At 74.5% G+C, this 15559-nt stretch carries 11 protein-coding genes and 1 pseudogene; 7 read left to right on the forward strand and 5 right to left on the reverse strand.

Features of this window, described 5'->3' with window-relative positions; genetic code table 11:
• Window positions 1-402: 402 nt before the first annotated feature.
• A complete protein-coding gene (locus AB0C69_RS21575; protein WP_360356139.1) occupies window positions 403-1812 on the reverse strand; it encodes an MFS transporter in 1410 nt (469 codons plus the stop codon).
• 507 nt (window positions 1813-2319) lie between these two features.
• Here AB0C69_RS21575 and AB0C69_RS21580 point away from each other — a divergent pair.
• Window positions 2320-3483 carry a GDSL-type esterase/lipase family protein gene (locus tag AB0C69_RS21580; RefSeq protein WP_360356142.1) on the forward strand — a complete coding sequence of 388 codons (1164 nt, stop codon included), beginning with the start codon at window positions 2320-2322 and terminating at the stop codon, window positions 3481-3483.
• A 36-nt stretch (window positions 3484-3519) separates the two neighbouring features.
• Here AB0C69_RS21580 and AB0C69_RS21585 read toward each other — a convergent pair whose 3' ends face one another.
• The gene (locus AB0C69_RS21585; protein WP_360356145.1) at window positions 3520-4644 is read right to left on the reverse strand and encodes a class II histone deacetylase; all 1125 of its coding nucleotides are present in this window, start codon (window positions 4642-4644) and stop codon (window positions 3520-3522) included.
• A gap of 287 nt (window positions 4645-4931) precedes the next feature.
• Here AB0C69_RS21585 and AB0C69_RS21590 point away from each other — a divergent pair, with 287 nt between their 5' ends.
• On the forward strand, window positions 4932-5960 hold the full coding sequence (locus tag AB0C69_RS21590; RefSeq protein ID WP_360356148.1) for a LuxR C-terminal-related transcriptional regulator: 1029 nt from the start codon (window positions 4932-4934) through the stop codon (window positions 5958-5960).
• Between the two features lie 33 nt (window positions 5961-5993).
• Here AB0C69_RS21590 and AB0C69_RS21595 read toward each other — a convergent pair whose 3' ends face one another.
• A complete protein-coding gene (locus AB0C69_RS21595) occupies window positions 5994-6647 on the reverse strand; it encodes a response regulator transcription factor (protein ID WP_179836648.1) in 654 nt (217 codons plus the stop codon).
• Window positions 6644-7444: a sensor histidine kinase gene (locus AB0C69_RS21600; protein WP_345180858.1), complete on the reverse strand. Its 801-nt coding sequence runs from the start codon at window positions 7442-7444 to the stop codon at window positions 6644-6646. The genes AB0C69_RS21595 and AB0C69_RS21600 overlap by 4 nt, the downstream gene beginning before the upstream one ends.
• 381 nt (window positions 7445-7825) lie before the next feature.
• Between AB0C69_RS21600 and AB0C69_RS21605 the strand changes: the two genes are divergently transcribed.
• Both AB0C69_RS21605 and AB0C69_RS21610 read left to right on the forward strand, forming a co-directional pair.
• Window positions 7826-10447, forward strand: a complete 2622-nt coding sequence (locus AB0C69_RS21605; protein WP_360356153.1) for a valine--tRNA ligase — start codon at window positions 7826-7828, stop codon at window positions 10445-10447.
• 135 nt (window positions 10448-10582) lie between these two features.
• The gene (locus AB0C69_RS21610; protein ID WP_360356156.1) at window positions 10583-11557 is read left to right on the forward strand and encodes a hypothetical protein; all 975 of its coding nucleotides are present in this window, start codon (window positions 10583-10585) and stop codon (window positions 11555-11557) included.
• Here AB0C69_RS21610 and AB0C69_RS21615 read toward each other — a convergent pair.
• Entirely contained in the window at window positions 11529-12731 is a 1203-nt protein-coding gene (locus AB0C69_RS21615; protein ID WP_360356159.1) for a hypothetical protein, read from the reverse strand. The two genes, AB0C69_RS21610 and AB0C69_RS21615, sit on opposite strands and share 29 nt — an antisense overlap.
• A gap of 107 nt (window positions 12732-12838) precedes the next feature.
• On the opposite strand from AB0C69_RS21615, the gene AB0C69_RS21620 reads away from it, so the two are divergent.
• From AB0C69_RS21620 to AB0C69_RS21630, 3 genes and pseudogenes are all read left to right on the forward strand, one after another.
• Window positions 12839-14209, forward strand: a complete 1371-nt coding sequence (locus tag AB0C69_RS21620) for a folylpolyglutamate synthase/dihydrofolate synthase family protein (RefSeq protein ID WP_360356165.1) — start codon at window positions 12839-12841, stop codon at window positions 14207-14209.
• A 5-nt stretch (window positions 14210-14214) separates the two neighbouring features.
• Window positions 14215-14559 carry a DUF4233 domain-containing protein gene (locus AB0C69_RS21625; protein WP_360356162.1) on the forward strand — a complete coding sequence of 115 codons (345 nt, stop codon included), beginning with the start codon at window positions 14215-14217 and terminating at the stop codon, window positions 14557-14559.
• 124 nt (window positions 14560-14683) lie between these two features.
• Window positions 14684-15559, forward strand: a pseudogene (locus AB0C69_RS21630) (hypothetical protein); the annotation flags it as partial.

A 15559-nucleotide genomic window follows, 5' to 3' on the forward strand; every position in this document is an offset into this window, starting at 1 on the left:
GTGAGCCGGTCGAAGCCGATCTCGTCGGCCAGCTCCGCCGCCGTCCGCGCGAGGCGTTCGGCGGTGATGCCCGCGCGTGCCATGGAACCTCCGGACCTAGAGCCTCTTGGTGACTGCCTATTCATTTTAGGGAACGCGCGGACATGGCGAAGCGGCCCGCTGCGGCCTGCCCGAGTTCGCCGTCCATGCTTTCGAGCGCAGCAGCCATCACGTGGCCCTCACTCCGGTCGCCCGGCGGCTCTATGCGGACCTGCTGCCCGCGCAACACCAGATCCGGCGCGCGGTCGACACCGCGACGGCGGCCTTCGCGGGGATCAGTGGTGCGCTGCGCGCGGGCTTCACCACTCCCTGGTCCGCTGCCCTGTTCCTGCGGGTCGGCGTCCCCGTAGCGGCCGGGCCGCCTCACGCCCGCGGGTGCCGGGTCCCGCCTCGCGGCAGCGTCAGGGTCGCGCCCGCGGTCAGCAGGAGCCCGGCCGCCGCGACCAGCATGCTCCACCGCATTCCGGCCAGGAACGTGCTCGCCCCCGCCAGCAGCGCCCCGAAGACCGCCACCGCGAGCGCGCCGCCCACCTGGCGGGCGGTGTTGAGCACGGCGGAGGCGGTGCCCGCCCGCTCGGCGGGGACCGCGTCGAGCAGCGACGCCGTCAGTGCGGGCACCGCGAGCGCTCCGCCGAGGCCGACCGGAACCATCAGCGCCGCCACCGTCTCCACCCGGGTATGCGCGCCGACCGTGGTCAGGGCCGCCAGGCCGGCGGCTCCGAGCAGTTGTCCCGCCGCGATCGGCACGCGCGGGCCGAACCGCCCGGCCAGCCGCGCCGAGGCCAGGTTCACCACGGCGACCAGTGCCGTCATCGGCACGAACAGCAGACCCGTGTGGAGGGCCGACTGCCCGCGCTCCTGCTGGAAGTACAGGCTGAAGGTGAACACCCCGCCGTAGTAGGCGGCATTGAGCATGAAGCCGACCACGATCGACACCGCCACCACCCGCGAGCGGAACAGGGGCAGCGGGACCATCGGATGCGCGCCCCTGGCCTGCGCGACCAGGAAGGCGACGGCCGCGGCCGCGGCTGCCAGAAGCGACGCCACCACCGGCGGCCGGCCGAAGCCCTCGGCGCCGCCCTCGATCACGGCGTAGGTCAGCCCGCCCATCGCGGCCACCGCCGTCACCTGCCCGACCGCGTCCAGCCGCGCGGGCAGTCGCGGGGACTCCGGCACCCGGGTGAACAGGGCGAGCGCCAGCAGGCTCGCCGGCAGATTGACGAGGAAGATCCAGCGCCAGCCCACGGAGGCCGTGAGCGCCCCGCCGAGCACCGGTCCGGCCGCCACCGCGATCGCGCCGCCCACGGTCCAGACGGCGATCGCCCGGGCCCGCTGCGCCTGGTCGGGGAAGCCCTGCCGGACGAGGGCCAGGGACGCCGGCATCATCACCGCCGCCGCGGCTCCCTGCACCAGGCGCGCGGCCACCAGCACGCCGAGCCCGGGGGCCGCTCCGCACGCGGCGGAGGCCAGCGCGAACAGCACCAGTCCGCCGCCGAACGCCCGCCGCGCGCCGACGCGGTCGGACAGGGCACCGGCGGAGAGCATCAGGGCGGCGAAGACCAGCGCGTATCCGTCCACCACCCACTGAAGGCCGGACATCCCGCCGCCGAGGCCGCGGCCGATGTCCGGCAGCGCGACGGTGACGATCAGCGCGTCCAGCGAGATGAGGAAGAAGCCCAGCAGGGCGGTGCCGAGCACCACGGGGGATCCGCTCCGGGTCGCCTCCGGCACCGCGGCGCGCTCGTCGTTGGAAGTGGGGGACGGGGGCGTCATGAGGGCTCTCCAGGTCTCGATGATCTCGATTCTGGTCTCGGCCGGGCAGGGCGCGGCGGCCTCAGAGACTCGGACATGGCGAGGTGATCTCCTGTTGGACGGTTGGGGGACGACCAGGGTGAGGCTCGGGGCGCTCACAGCGTGCGGGCGAAGCGGGCGGCCGGTGCGTCGGCGGCCGGCCGTCGCGCGACAGGCAACTGGGCGAGCCCTTGAACGGGACGCGTCGCATTGTGCCCCATCGACCGCGCCCCGTTGACGGCGGACGGCTCCGCCCGGGCGCCGGCGCTCACACGCTGGCATCTGGCGCTCCGGCCCGGCAGCCCGCCGCGCTCGGTCCTGCACGCCCGAATTCTCAAGGCGCCTTTAGCGCGGCCAACAGTCCTTGCCCCGGCTGCCGCCGTCGCCCGGCCGAGGCGTGCGCCGGTGAGGCCGCGCGTGCCAGGAAACCTCGTTCCTAGGGTAACTTGGTGGTTGCCTAATACTATTAGGAAATATGAGGGGGCAGGCATGACCGAGTGGATCACCACTCCCATCGACATGCGCATCGTGCGCGGCGCGCTCGAACTGGAGCGGACGGCACGCGGCGTGCTGCCGCACCGGCTGCCCCTCGCCGCCCGCGTCCAGTTCCACGACGAGTACATGGCGAGGACGGAGGAGCAGCCGTCGGGAGTGCGGCTGGCGTTCCGCACCCGGGCCACCGCCGTGGAACTGGACGTCCTGCCCACGAAGCGGGCCTACGAGGGCGCCCCTCCGCAGCCGGACGGCCTCTACGAGCTCGTGGTGGACGGGCGTCCGGCGGGCCGGGGCAGCGTGCCCGGCGGGAACCTGGCCGTCATCGACATGGCGACCCAGAAGGCGGTCACCAGGCCGGGCGAGCCGGGCACCCTCAGGTTCGCGGGCCTGGCCGCCGAAGCCAAGGACGTGGAGATCTGGCTGCCGCAGGTCGAGTCCGCCGAGCTGATCGCCCTGCGCGCCGACGCCCCCGTCGCACCCGTCCCGGACACCGGACGCCCCGTGTGGCTCCACCACGGCAGCTCGATCAGCCACGGCTCCACCGCCGCCGGCCCCACCTCCACCTGGCCCGCGGTGGCCGCCGCCCGGGGCGGGGCGGATCTGGTCAACCTCGGCTTCGGCGGCAACGCGATGCTCGACCCGTTCACCGCGCGCGCCATCCGCGACACCCCCGCCGACCTGATCAGCCTCAAGATCGGCATCAACGTCGCGAACGCCGACGCGATGCGGCTGCGCGCGTTCGGGCCCGCCGTGCACGGCTTCCTCGACACCGTCCGCGAGGGGCATCCCGACACGCCGCTGCTGCTCGTCTCGCCGATCCTGTGCCCCGTCCAGGAGCACACGCCGGGCCCCCTGGCCCTCGATCCCGAGGGCCCGGGGCTGCGGTTCCGGGCCACCGGCGACCCGGCGGAGGTCGCGAGCGGGCGCCTGACGCTGACCGTCATCAGGGACGCGCTGGCCGGCATCGCCGCCCGGCGCGCCCAGGACGACCCTCACCTGCACTACCTCGACGGCCGGGCGCTCTACGGCGAGGCCGACTACGCGGAGCTGCCCCTGCCGGACGGGGTCCACCCCGCCCCCGAGACCCACCGCCTCATCGGAGAACGCTTCGCGGCACTCGTCTTCGAGAGCGAGCACGGAGCCTTCGCGGCCCGTTGAGCCAGGGGAGGGGCCCCGGCGCCCGCCCGGGTGCCGCTAGGCGGCCGGGCCGCCGGAGATGTCGCCGACCAGCGCCGCGACCTCGTCGACGAGGGCCTTCTGGTGCGGCTGGAGGTCCTGGCCCGCCATCCCGGAGACGACCGGCAGGAACGGGTCGTCGAAGGGCTCGGCGCCGGCCAGGGTCTCGATGACCGCCAGACCGCAGAACGGCACGTACACCGGGTTGTAGCCGCCCTCGTGCGACATCGCGATCCGGCCGGAGCACACGTCCTCGGCGACGTCCATGAGCCGCCGCGTCATGCTCCGGTAACCGACGGAGGTGAGCAGCTGCCGGGCCAGCGGGTCCATCGCGCTGCCGTCGAAGCCCGAGGCGACGAGGATGAGATCCGGCTGGAACCGCCGCAGGGCCGGCGCCACCACCTGGTCCATGGCGTACAGGTAGCCTCCGTCGCCGGTTCCCGGCGGCAGCGGGACGTTCAGCGCGTACCCGAAGCCGGCGCCCTCGCCGCGTTCGGTGAGCGCGCCGCTGTTCGGCGGGAAGCAGTTGTCCTGGTGCAACGAGATCGTGAGCACGTCCGGGTCGTCGTAGAAGAACGACTGCGTCCCGTTGCCGTGGTGGACGTCCCAGTCGACGACCGCGATGCGCCGCACGCCGAGGACGTCGCGGGCGTGCCGGGCGGCGATGGCGAGGTTGCCGAAGACGCAGAACCCCATGCCGCTGCCCGCGACGGCGTGGTGGCCGGGCGGGCGGACCAGGGCGTACCCGTTGGCGACGTCGCCGTTGACGACCGCCTCGACCATCGCGATGACGCCGCCGGCCGCCAGGGTCGCGATCTCGTGGCCTCCCTTTCCGAAGGGGCTGAAGCCGTCGCCGGCGTCGCCGCCCTTCGGCCACCCGCTCTCCGTCTTGATCCGCTCCAGATGGTCCCGGGTGTGGACCTTCAGGATCTCTTCTTCCGTGGCGTGCCGCGGCCGCACCCGCTCCAGCCGGTCGATGAGCCCGGACACGACGATCAGTTCGTGGATGCGCCGCTTGGTCTCGGCGTTCTCCATGTGCATGAACGGTTGCAGCCCGGCCGCCGGGTCCGCCCCGAACAGGCCGGCGTTCGATCCGGTGTCATGCCAGCCGAAGATCTCGTGGTACAGGTAGCCCGTGGTCATCGCTTGTTCCTCTTCCGGTGACGAGAGCGCTTTGCCCAGTGGAGGCGCCGGTCGCCGCAGGTCCGCCTGCGGGCCCGGTCGCGTTATGGGACCGCGGGCCGGGCGTCCGGGACATCCGTAGAACTGCGGAGTCGCCCGGCCGGCGTGGGAGCGGGCCCCGCCCGGGGCCGGGGGCGTGCGGCTTCGGATCGTGACGCCGGAAGATCTTGTCCGGGCACCCGTCCGCGCCATAGATTCGGGGCTCTCGTCGTGGTTCGCTGCCCGACCGCGCGCGGCCAGGAGGTGTCATGCCCACATATCGGCATGTCGCGCTCGCGGCCGAGATCGGGATGCTGGTCCACGAGCCCGACGCGGCCCAGGCGCGCGGGGAGATGCTGCGCCTGCTGAACGAGGTCCTGGACGGCGACGCCGCGTCCCTGATCGCGGTCGACCCGTTCGACGGGAAGCACCGCCAGGTCGCCGGGGTCGGCTACACGGTCGAGACGGCGCGCTCGCTGGCCGTCGACTTCGCCCGCACCCCCTGGTTCGACGACGTGCTCAACGCCGAGCTGCCCCCGTCCATCTCCGAGGAGCCGAGCCAGAGCTTCCGCCGCGGCTGGTTCTACGAGGAGTACGTGGAGCCCGCGGGATTCCGGGACGGCATGACGGGGGCCCTGCGGCACCAGGGGCGGTACGTGGGCCTCGTGCACCTTTCCAGCGGACGGCAGGGGGCGTTCGACACCCGGGGACGCCGGCTGCTCGCATCCGTCATGCCCGCGCTGGCCGCGGTGGCGGATGTGGCAGGGCGCGCCGTCCACGCCGGCGGGGTGCGGCCCACGGATCGCGTCGCCCTCGTGTCCGGCGACCGGATCGTGCCGGTGCCGGAGCGGGAGCGGCCGCAGGTGCTGGAGGATCGCGCCTTCCGGGAGGTCGTCGCGGAGTTCCGGGAGTCGGGCGGCCGGCGGCTCCGCGCCCTCTGGCCCCTCGACCGGACGTGGCACCGCGTCGGGCTGCTCTCACCCGAGCTTCCCGTCCGCCTGCCGGGGGCGGTGCTCGTCCACGCGCGGCCCGCCGTGGTGCCGTACGGACTGACCGGCCGCGAGGTGGAGGTCCTGACGCGCCTGGCGATGGGGATGTCCAACGACGTCATCGCCCAGCAGTTCTTCCTGTCGCCGCGCACGATCCACAAGCACGTCGAGCACGTCCTGCAGAAGACCCGGACGTCGAGCCGGACCGAGGCCGCGGCGCTCGCCGTGCGCGAGGGCATCCTGCGCCCCGTGCCCGGACTGCCCCGGTGCGCCGGGGTGCGGGCCTTCCTGACCCGTGCGGGCGGTTGACCCGCGCCGCCCCCGGGGGGAGGAACCGGGACGTCAGCCGCGGGACTCGCCGAGGCCGGCCTCGCGGGCCAGGACGATGGCCTGGGCGCGGTCGGCGACGTGCAGCTTCATGAAGATGTTCGAGACGTGGTTGCGGACGGTCTTCTGGCTGAGGTAGAGCGTCCCGGCGATCTCGGTGTTGCTGCGGCCCTGCGCGATCAGTTCGAGGACCTCCCGCTCCCGCTCGGTGAGCTGCGGGAACGCGGCCTGGCGCGGGTCGGGCATGTCGGTGAAGTAGGTGAGCACGCGGCGCGCGATCTCCGGGCCGTAGATGGCCTCGCCCGCCGCGACCGCCTTCACGGCGCGGGCGATCTCCTCCGCGCCCGACTCCTTCAGCAGGTAGCCGCGGGCGCCGGCGCGCATCGCCGCGAAGACCGAGTCGTCGTCGCGGAACATCGTCAGCACCAGCACGCCGATGCGCGGGCTGGTGCGGGTGATGGTGCGGGTCGCCTCGATGCCGTTGCCGCCGGGCATGTGCAGGTCCATGATGACCACGTCCGGCTGCAGCTCGGCCGCGAGCCGCACCGCGCCCGGGCCGTTCTCGGCCTCGCCGACGACCTCCACTCCGAGCGCCTGCAGCAGGCCCTTCAGCCCCTGCCGGAACACCGGGTGGTCGTCGGTGATGAGCACCCGGATGGTCTCGGTCATCGCCGCTCGTCTCTTCCGATGGAGGGACGATGGTACCCGGCGGCGATCCGCGCGGCGGCGAGCGGCAGGCGGACGGTGACGACGGTCCCGCCGCCGTTCCGGGACGCGATCGCGCAGCTGCCGCCGACCTCGGCGGCCCACTCCTTCATCGCGGCCAGGCCGCGGCGCGGCCTCGGCTGGCCCCCGTTGCGGAGGGCGTCCGGCAGGCCGGGCCCGGTGTCGGCGACCATCAAGTGAAGGTCGGCGTCCCGGGTCAGCCTGACCGTCACGGTGCTCTCCGGGGCGTGCAGCCGGACGTTCGTCAGCGCCTCCTGCGCGATCCGGTACGCCGCGACCTCCACCGCGGCCGGCAGCCCCGCGGGCTCGCCGTCGAACCGGACGTCCACCCGCTCGCAGCAGCCGGCGGCGAACGACTCGATCGCGGCGACGAGGCCGAGGTCGTCCAGCGCGGGGGGCCGCAGCCCGTGCGCGAGGTCGCGGATCTCCCCGACGGCGTTCGCGAGCCGGTCCCGGACCTCGGCGAGCAGCGGGTCCATCCGCTCCGGCTCGCCGGCGAGGGTGATGCGGGCGGCGTCCAGCGACATCGCGAGGCTGGCGAGCGTCGGCCCGAGCCCGTCGTGCAGGTCGTGGCGCAGCCGGCGGCGCTCCTCCTCGCGGCTGGCGAGGATGCGCTCGCGGGAGCGCTGCAGGTCGGCGGTGAGACGGTGGAGGTAGGGGATGGTCGCGGCACGTGCCGCCACGGCCCCCGCTGTGAACGCGCCGGCCAGCACGGCGGCGCGTGCCAGTCCCGCTCGCATCCCGTCCCTCTCCCTCCGCCCCGCCATCGCGGGACTTCGCCGCCACCCTTTCCGGCGAGGCGACCCGGTGTCAGGTGACCAGTGTCCCGACCGCGGCGGGAAAACGCTCTCTGACCCCTCCCGCCGCGTGTCGCGGGCGCCGCGCACGACGCTGGCCAGGCCGATGCCCGCGGGCGGCGCGCCCCTCCGCGCGGCGCTCGCGGACGCGGTGCGAGGCGGCCCGGCCGCCGGACGGGCGACCCGAAGGCCGTTCCGGTCGACCGGATCAAGGGGATCTGCGTGGACGCGAGCGGTGCGGCGGGGGCCGCCGGAGCGGATCTCCCCGGCGCGACCGGCCGTCCTGGGCCGTCCACCCCGCGCGTCCCCGTAGAATCGTCAGCCGTGACACAGCCCAGCACTGAGCGCGGCCAGGGCGCCGCCGCGGACGTCGACCTTCCCACCCAGTACCGACCGGCCGATGTAGAAGGCCGGCTCTACGAGCGGTGGGTATCGGCGGGGCTGTTCACCGCCGATCCGGAGCGCGCGCCCGAGCGGCCGGCCTTCTCCATCGTGATCCCGCCGCCGAACGTGACCGGCTCGCTGCACATGGGCCACGCCCTCGACCACTCCATCCAGGACACCCTCGTCCGGCGCCGCCGGATGCAGGGTCACGAGGTGGCGTGGGTGCCGGGCATGGACCACGCGGGCATCGCCACGCAGAACGTGGTGGAGCGCGAGCTGGCGAAGGAGGGCCTGTCGCGGCACGACCTCGGGCGCGCCGACTTCGTCGAGCGGGTCTGGCAGTGGAAGGCCGAGTCCGGCGGCCGCATCCTCGGCCAGATGCGCCGCCTCGGCGACAGCGTCGACTGGACGCGCGAGGCGTTCACGATGGACGACGACCGCGCCCGCGCCGTCCGGACGATCTTCAAGCGGCTGTTCGACGACGGCCTGATCTACCGCGCCGAGCGCATCATCAACTGGTGCCCGCGCTGCCTGACGGCGCTGTCGGACATCGAGGTCGAGCACGAGGAGGTCGACGGCGAGCTGGTGTCGATCCGGTACGGGTCGGGCGACGACGAGATCGTCGTCGCGACCACCCGGGCGGAGACGATGCTCGGCGACACCGCCGTGGCCGTCCACCCGGAGGACGCCCGGTACGCGCACATGGTCGGGCGGGAGATCGAGCTCCCGCTGACCGGCCGCCGGATCCCCGTCGTCGCCGACGAGCACGTCGACCCCGCGTTCGGCACCGGCGCCGTCAAGGTGACCCCCGCGCACGACCCGAACGACTTCGAGATCGGCCGGCGGCACTCCCTGCCGTCCCTGTCGGTCATGGACGAGCGGGGCGTCGTCACCGCGCACGGCCCGTTCGCGGGGCTGGACCGGTTCGAGGCCCGCCCGGCGGTCGTGGCCGCGCTGCGCGAGCAGGGCCGGATCGTCAAGGAGGTCCGCCCCTACAAGCACTCGGTCGGGCACTGCCAGCGCTGCTCCACGGTCGTCGAGCCGCGCGTGTCGCTGCAGTGGTTCGTCAAGGTCGAGTCGCTGGCGCGGGCCGCGGGCGACGCCGTCCGCGACGGCCGCGTCAAGATCCACCCGCCGGAGATGGCGTCCCGCTACTTCGAGTGGGTCGACAACATGCACGACTGGTGCATCAGCCGCCAGCTGTGGTGGGGGCACCGGATCCCGGTCTGGTACGGGCCGGACGGCGAGGTCGTCTGCCCGGGGCCCGACGAGGAGCCGCCCGCCGGCTGGACGCAGGACTCCGACGTCCTCGACACGTGGTTCTCGTCCGCGCTGTGGCCGTTCTCCACGCTCGGCTGGCCGGACGAGACGCCCGACCTGAAGCGCTTCTACCCCACGTCCGTCCTGGTCACGGGCTACGACATCCTGTTCTTCTGGGTCGCCCGCATGATGATGTTCGGGCTGTACGCGATGGACGGCGTCCAGCCGTTCGACACCATCGCCCTGCACGGGATGGTCCGCGACCAGTTCGGCAAGAAGATGTCCAAGTCGTTCGGGAACGTCATCGACCCGCTCGACTGGATCGACGCCTACGGCGCCGACGCCACCCGCTTCACGCTGCTGCGCGGCGCGAACCCGGGCGGCGACGTCCCGGTGGCCGAGGAGTGGGCGCAGGGCTCGCGCAACTTCTGCAACAAGCTGTGGAACGCGACCCGGTTCGCGCTCATCAACGGCGCGCACACCCGCGGCGACATGCCCGCCGAGCTCTCCACGGTCGACGCCTGGGTGCTGTCCCGGCTGCACGCGGTGATCGCCGAGGTCGACGCGCACCTGGAGGCGTTCGACTTCGCGAAGGCGTGCGAGGCGCTCTACCACTTCGCGTGGGACGAGGTCTGCGACTGGTACGTGGAGCTGGCCAAGGTGCAGCTCGCCGACGAGCGCGCCGAGGCGACGCGCCGCGTGCTCGGCGAGGTCTTCGACAACCTGCTGCGGCTGCTGCACCCGGTCGTCCCGTTCGTCACCGAGGAGCTGTGGACGTCCCTGACGGGCGCGGAGACGGTCGTCACCGCGCCGTGGCCGGCCGCCGACCCGGCGCGGCGCGACGGCGGCGCCGAGGAACTCGTCGGCTCCCTCCAGCGGATGGTGACCGAGGTGCGGCGGTTCCGCGCCGACCAGGGCCTCAAGCCCGGTCAGCGGGTCGCCGCGCGGATCGAGTGGAACGGCTCCGCCCTGCGGGGCCACGAGGACGGCATCCGTGCGCTGCTGCGCCTCACCGAGCCAGCGGACGGCTTCTCCTCGACGGCGTCCCTGCCGGTCGAGGACGTGAAGGTGCACCTCGACACCGCCGGGGTGATCGACGTCGCCGCCGAGCGCAAGCGGCTGGAGAAGGACCTGGCCGCCGCCCGCAAGGAGGTCGACCAGGCGCGGCGCAAGCTCGGCAACGAGGCGTTCATGGCGAAGGCGCCCGAGGCGGTCGTGGCGAAGAACCGCGACCGGCTCGCCCAGGCGGAGTCCGACATCGGCAGGCTGGAGTCGCAGCTGGCCGCGCTCCCGGCGGGCTGACCTCCGCGGGGGGCCGGTCCGGCCGCTCTTGACACGGGTGCTGACACGGCGATCCTTCGGCGCCGCGGCGCCTGCCGCAGTTACGATCCGGTAGGGCCCGTGGGCCTTTGCGGTAGTTGAACCATCAGGAGTGCAATGGCCGATTCACCACCTCGGTCCGGCACGCCGGACTCCCCGTCCGGCGACGACCTGGACGCGGCGCAGGTCATCGAGGACGGTCCCGGACCGGGGTCCGCCCCGGCGCCCTTCGGCGGCGCGCGCCCCTGGTGGTCGGTCGACATCGGCGACGGGACCGGCCCGCACGCGATGGTGAACGGCACCGGCCCGCACGCCATGCCGAGGAACGGCACCGGTCCCCACACCATGCCGAGGAACGGCACCGGCCCGCACGCGATGCCCGTCTCGGCGAACGGGTCGGGAGCGATGCCGGTCGTGGGCACGGGCCCGCACGGCGTCCTGCGGGACGGCACCGGCCCGCTGCAGCCGGTGCCGGGCCCGCCGGCCGGGCCCGGCGGGCGCCTGCCGAAGCCGCTGCTGGTCGCGGGCGCCGTGGCGGTCGCCGGGGTGCTGCTCGTCGCGGGCGTGCTGGCGCTGCGGGCCGGCGGCGGCGCCGGCGACACCGGGGCGACGGCCGGTCCCGGGCCGTCCAAGAAGGTGGTCAAGGCGGGGCCGACGGCCGGGGGCCTGCACAAGGATCCGCTGACCTCGCCTCAGGCGAGCGTCGCGTACCCGTTCGTCGCGGGCGCGGTCGAGGCGGGCGGCGTCCCGGTGGCCGGGAGCGGCCTCGCCGTCTACACCGAGGAGCCGGTGCGCAAGGTCAACGTGCTGTTCGTGGGCGGGACGGGCCGGATCGGCGATCCCGCGGACTTCCTCCAGGAAACGCAGCCCACCACGTTCATCGCCGGGCAGGACGCCGACCCGGGGCGCAGGGGCGGCAAGGCGGTGTGCGGCACGTTCGCCGTCCTCGCCGAGACCCACACCTACTGCGCGTGGGCCACCAAGGACTCCTTCGGCGTCGTCGCGTCCAACAAGCCCACGGCGAGCCCGCAGTTCCCCCTGATGGCCGACCTGATGCACCGCATCAGGAAGGACGTCGAGAAGCCGAAGTGACGTAGAGGCGCTCGGTGTCGGCGCCCACCGCGTCCAGGACGAGGCCGGTGAAGTAGACCGTGCCGAGGGCGACCACGCGGTGCCCGAGCGTCGCGAGCGACTCGGGCGTGATCGCGGCGGGCCCGACCACGTCCCACCGCGGCGGCAGGGCGCGGGTGAACCGCAGGTGCGGCAGCGCGAGCCGGACGAACGTCACGGGCAGCGCGCCCAGCGCGGCGACGGCGCCGTCCAGGTCCTTGTGGTCGGGGAGGCAGACCACGGCGTGGTCGACCGTCCCCCACGCCTCCCGGGCGGCGGCGAGGGCGGCGGCGACCCCGGTCCGGTCGATCGCCGAGTCGACCAGCACCCGGGTGGCCGACCCAGGCACGTCGTGCCACGACAGGCGGCCGGGCAGGACGATCGAGGACAGCACGTCCCGCACCGTCCCGGCGGGGGGCTCGGCCACGCCGGGGAGGCGGCGGGCGGCGACCACGCCGAGTTCGGCGGCCGCGCGTCCGAGACCGGCGGGGAGCAGGTCCCGGGGGAGTCCGCTGCCGCCGGGTCCGACGAACTCCACGGCGCCGAGGACGCCCGCGACCTCGGCCGACTGCGGCGCCGACAGGACACGCGTCCGCGGTCCGGCGACGCCGAGCTTCTCCTCGGCGATCTCGGCCGGCGTGTCGCCGAGCACCCCGGCGTGCTCCCGGAAGACGGGCGTGATCGCGGCCACGTCCGGGGGGAACAGCGCGACCTCGTCCGACCGTCCGCCCATGCCCGCCTCCAGGACGAGCGCGTCCGCCCCGGCGCGGCGCGCGTGCAGGACGCCCGCGACGGTGAAGAGCCCCGACGGCGACAGGTAGCCGCCGGACGGCGGGGGGAGCGCGGCCACGGCCTCCCTGAGGACGTCCGCCAGGCGGGCGAGTTCCCCGGCGGAGACGGCGCGCCCGTCCACCCTGATGCGGTCGCGCTCGCTGCGCAGCCCGGGACTCGTGACCGTGCACACGCGCAGCCCGGCGGCCCCCAGGAACGCCGACGCGTAGGTCGCCGCCGTCCCCTTCCCTTTGGAACCGACGACGGTCAGGACGGGAACGCCCGGCGCGAGGAGGCCCAGCGCGTCCGCCAGGGCGCGGGCCCGCCCGACGTCGCGGGACTCGCCCGGGGCCCGCCGCTCCCACTCGCGGAAGAACACCTCCATCCTTCCAGTGTGGGCCCGGACGGAGGCGCGCCCGCCGCCGAGTAGGCTCTGTGACCGTGAGTCAGGTATCCGAGCCGTCCGATTACAGGGCCACCGTCGGCGCGATCATGGGGCGTGGGGTCGAGTGGGAGATCGACCCGACCCTCGACCGGATCGCCGACCTGGTCGACGTCCTGGGGGCGCCGCACCGCGCGTACCCGGTGATCCACATCGCCGGGACGAACGGCAAGTCCACCACGGCCCGGCTCGTCGAGGCGCTGCTGCGCGAGCGCGGCCTGCGCACCGGGCTCTACACCAGCCCCGAGCTGACGACGCTGCGCGAGCGCATCGCGATCGACGGGGAGCCGATCAGCGAGGAGCGGTTCGTCGAGGCGTTCAACGACGTGCTGCCCTACCTGCAGCTGGTCGACGACAAGCACGAGACCCGGCTGTCGTTCTTCGAGGTGCTCACCGCGATGGCCTTCGCGGCGTTCGCGGACGCGCCGGTCGACGTGGCGGTGGTGGAGGCCGGCATGGGCGGCGCCTGGGACGCCACGAACGTCGCCGACGGCGCCGTCGCGGTGATCACGCCGATCGGCCTGGACCACACCCGCTACCTGGGCGACACGCTGGAGCAGATCGCCGGGGAGAAGGCGGGCATCATCAAGCCGGGCGCGATCGCGGTGCTGGCGCAGCAGCCGGTCGAGGCCGCCGAGGTGCTGCTGCGGCGGGTCGTGGAGACCGGCGCGACGGCGGCGCGCGAGGGCGTCGAGTACGGCGTGCTCGGCCGGGACGTCGCCGTCGGAGGCCAGCAGATTTCGCTGCGCGGCCTGCACGGCGTCTACGACGAGATCTTCCTGCCGCTCTTCGGCGAGCACCAGGCGAGCAACGCCGCGACGGCCCTGGCCGCCGTGGAGGCGTTCGCCGGAGGCGCCCCCACCCGGGGCGAGCCGAACCTGGAGGCCGCGACCCGGGTCGCGCCCGGCGAGTCCTTCCTCGGCGGCGAGGAGGGGCAGCTCGACCCGGCCCTGGTCCGCAGCGGCTTCGCCAAGTCGGCGTCGCCGGGCCGGCTGGAGGTCGCCCGGACGGGCCCGACCGTCCTGCTGGACTCGGCGCACAACCCCGCCGGGATGGCCGCGACCGTCGCCACGGTCACCGAGTCGTTCGGCTTCACCCGGCTCGCCGGAGTCCTCGCCATCGCCGCCGACAAGGACGTCGCCGGGGTCCTCGACCAGCTCGAACCCGTCCTGGCCGAGCTGGTGGTGACCCGCAACTCCTCGGCGCGCTCGATGCCGCCCGAGGAGCTGGCCGAGATCGCCGAGGGAATCTTCGGCGCCGACCGCGTCCATGTCGTCCAGCGGCTGGACGACGCCATCGACCGGGCGATCGGCCTCGCCGAGGAGACCGGCGAGTACCGGGGCGCCGGCGTGCTGATCACCGGCTCGGTGGTCACGGCGGGCGAGGCCCGCACCCTGCTGCGCGTCGGTGAAGGCCGGTGACGGGCATGAGCACGCGGACCGCCCCCCATCCGGCGCGGAGGCTGTTCGCCACCGTGCTGGCGTGCGAGGCCATCGTGATCGCGCTCGCGATCCCGGTGGCGGTGACGGTGCTGGACGTGGACGGGGCGACCGCCGGCGGCGTGTGCGGCGGGCTGGCCGTCGCGTGCGTCGCGCTGGCCGGTCTGCTGCGCTTCCCGTGGGCGGTGCCCGTCGGCACCGTCCTGCAGGTGCTGATCTTCGCGACCGGGTTCATGGTCCCGGCCATGTTCTTCCTCGGTGTCGTTTTCGGGGCACTTTGGTGCACGGCCATTTGGCTGGGACGCAAGGTGGGGAGCGCTCCGCCGCGCTAGGTTCGCGGGGACGGCACCATTGCGTCCGCCGATTCCCGTGTAATTCCCTTATCGCGTTATTTGGACAAACTTCCCTTCCGGGAAATGCGCGTGCGGCGGACGACGACGTCCGAAGGAGCACGCCGTGTCCTCCCACGCACGCGAACACCCGCCCGGCGACCTCGCCAGGACGCGTCCCGCCGGGGCTCCGGCGCGCCTCGCCGAAGGGGACGCCCGGCGGAGGCTCGCGACGCTCGGCGCGCTGCTGCTCACGTTCACCGCGCTGCCCGCGGCGGTCCTGGTGGTGCCCGACGCGTCCGGCGACGTCGTCCCCGCCGCCGCGAGCGCCCTCGCGCTCGGCGACGCCGAGATCCCCGGGCTGCTGCGCGCCACCGGGCTGTCCCTGCCCGCCCTGCTGGTCACGGTGCCGCCCGCCGCCGTCGCCGCCCGCCGGCTCCCCGCGTGGGGCGTGCTCGCGGCAGGGCTCGCGGTGCTGCTCGCCGGGATCGGCGCCGCCGGCCTCGCCCGCTCGCTGCCCGACATCGGAACCGTCCGGGCCGTCCAGGGCGTCGGGGCGGGCCTCGTCCTGCCCGCGAGCCTCGTCCTGGTCTGGGAACGCCGGAACCGCGCCCTGACGGCCGCCTGGGCCGGAGCCCTCGCGGGCACGCTCATCCTCGCGATGCCGCTGGCGCTGAAGGCCGTCCCCGTGCCCGCCGACGGCGCCGCCGTCCCCGACTGGCGCGTCGCGCTCGCACCCTGCCCGCTGCTCGCCGTCGCCGCCGCCGGAGCCGCGCTCGCCCACCCCCTCCTGCGCGGACGCCGCCGCCGGCGACCGCCCGCGCTCCGGCGCGCCGAGCGCGGCCGGCTGCTCCTCGTGCTGGTCCCGGCGGGCGGCTTCGCCTTCCTCTCCGTCGTCGCCGCGCACGCCTGGTCGCCCGGCGCGCGGCTCCTCCTCGCCGGGCTCACGCTGCTCGCCCTGGCCGGCCTCGCCCTCACCGGCGGCCGGGACGCGGCCGCCGGC

The organism is Actinomadura sp. NPDC048032, from assembly GCF_040653175.1.
Lineage (GTDB): Bacteria > Actinomycetota > Actinomycetes > Streptosporangiales > Streptosporangiaceae > Spirillospora > Spirillospora verrucosospora.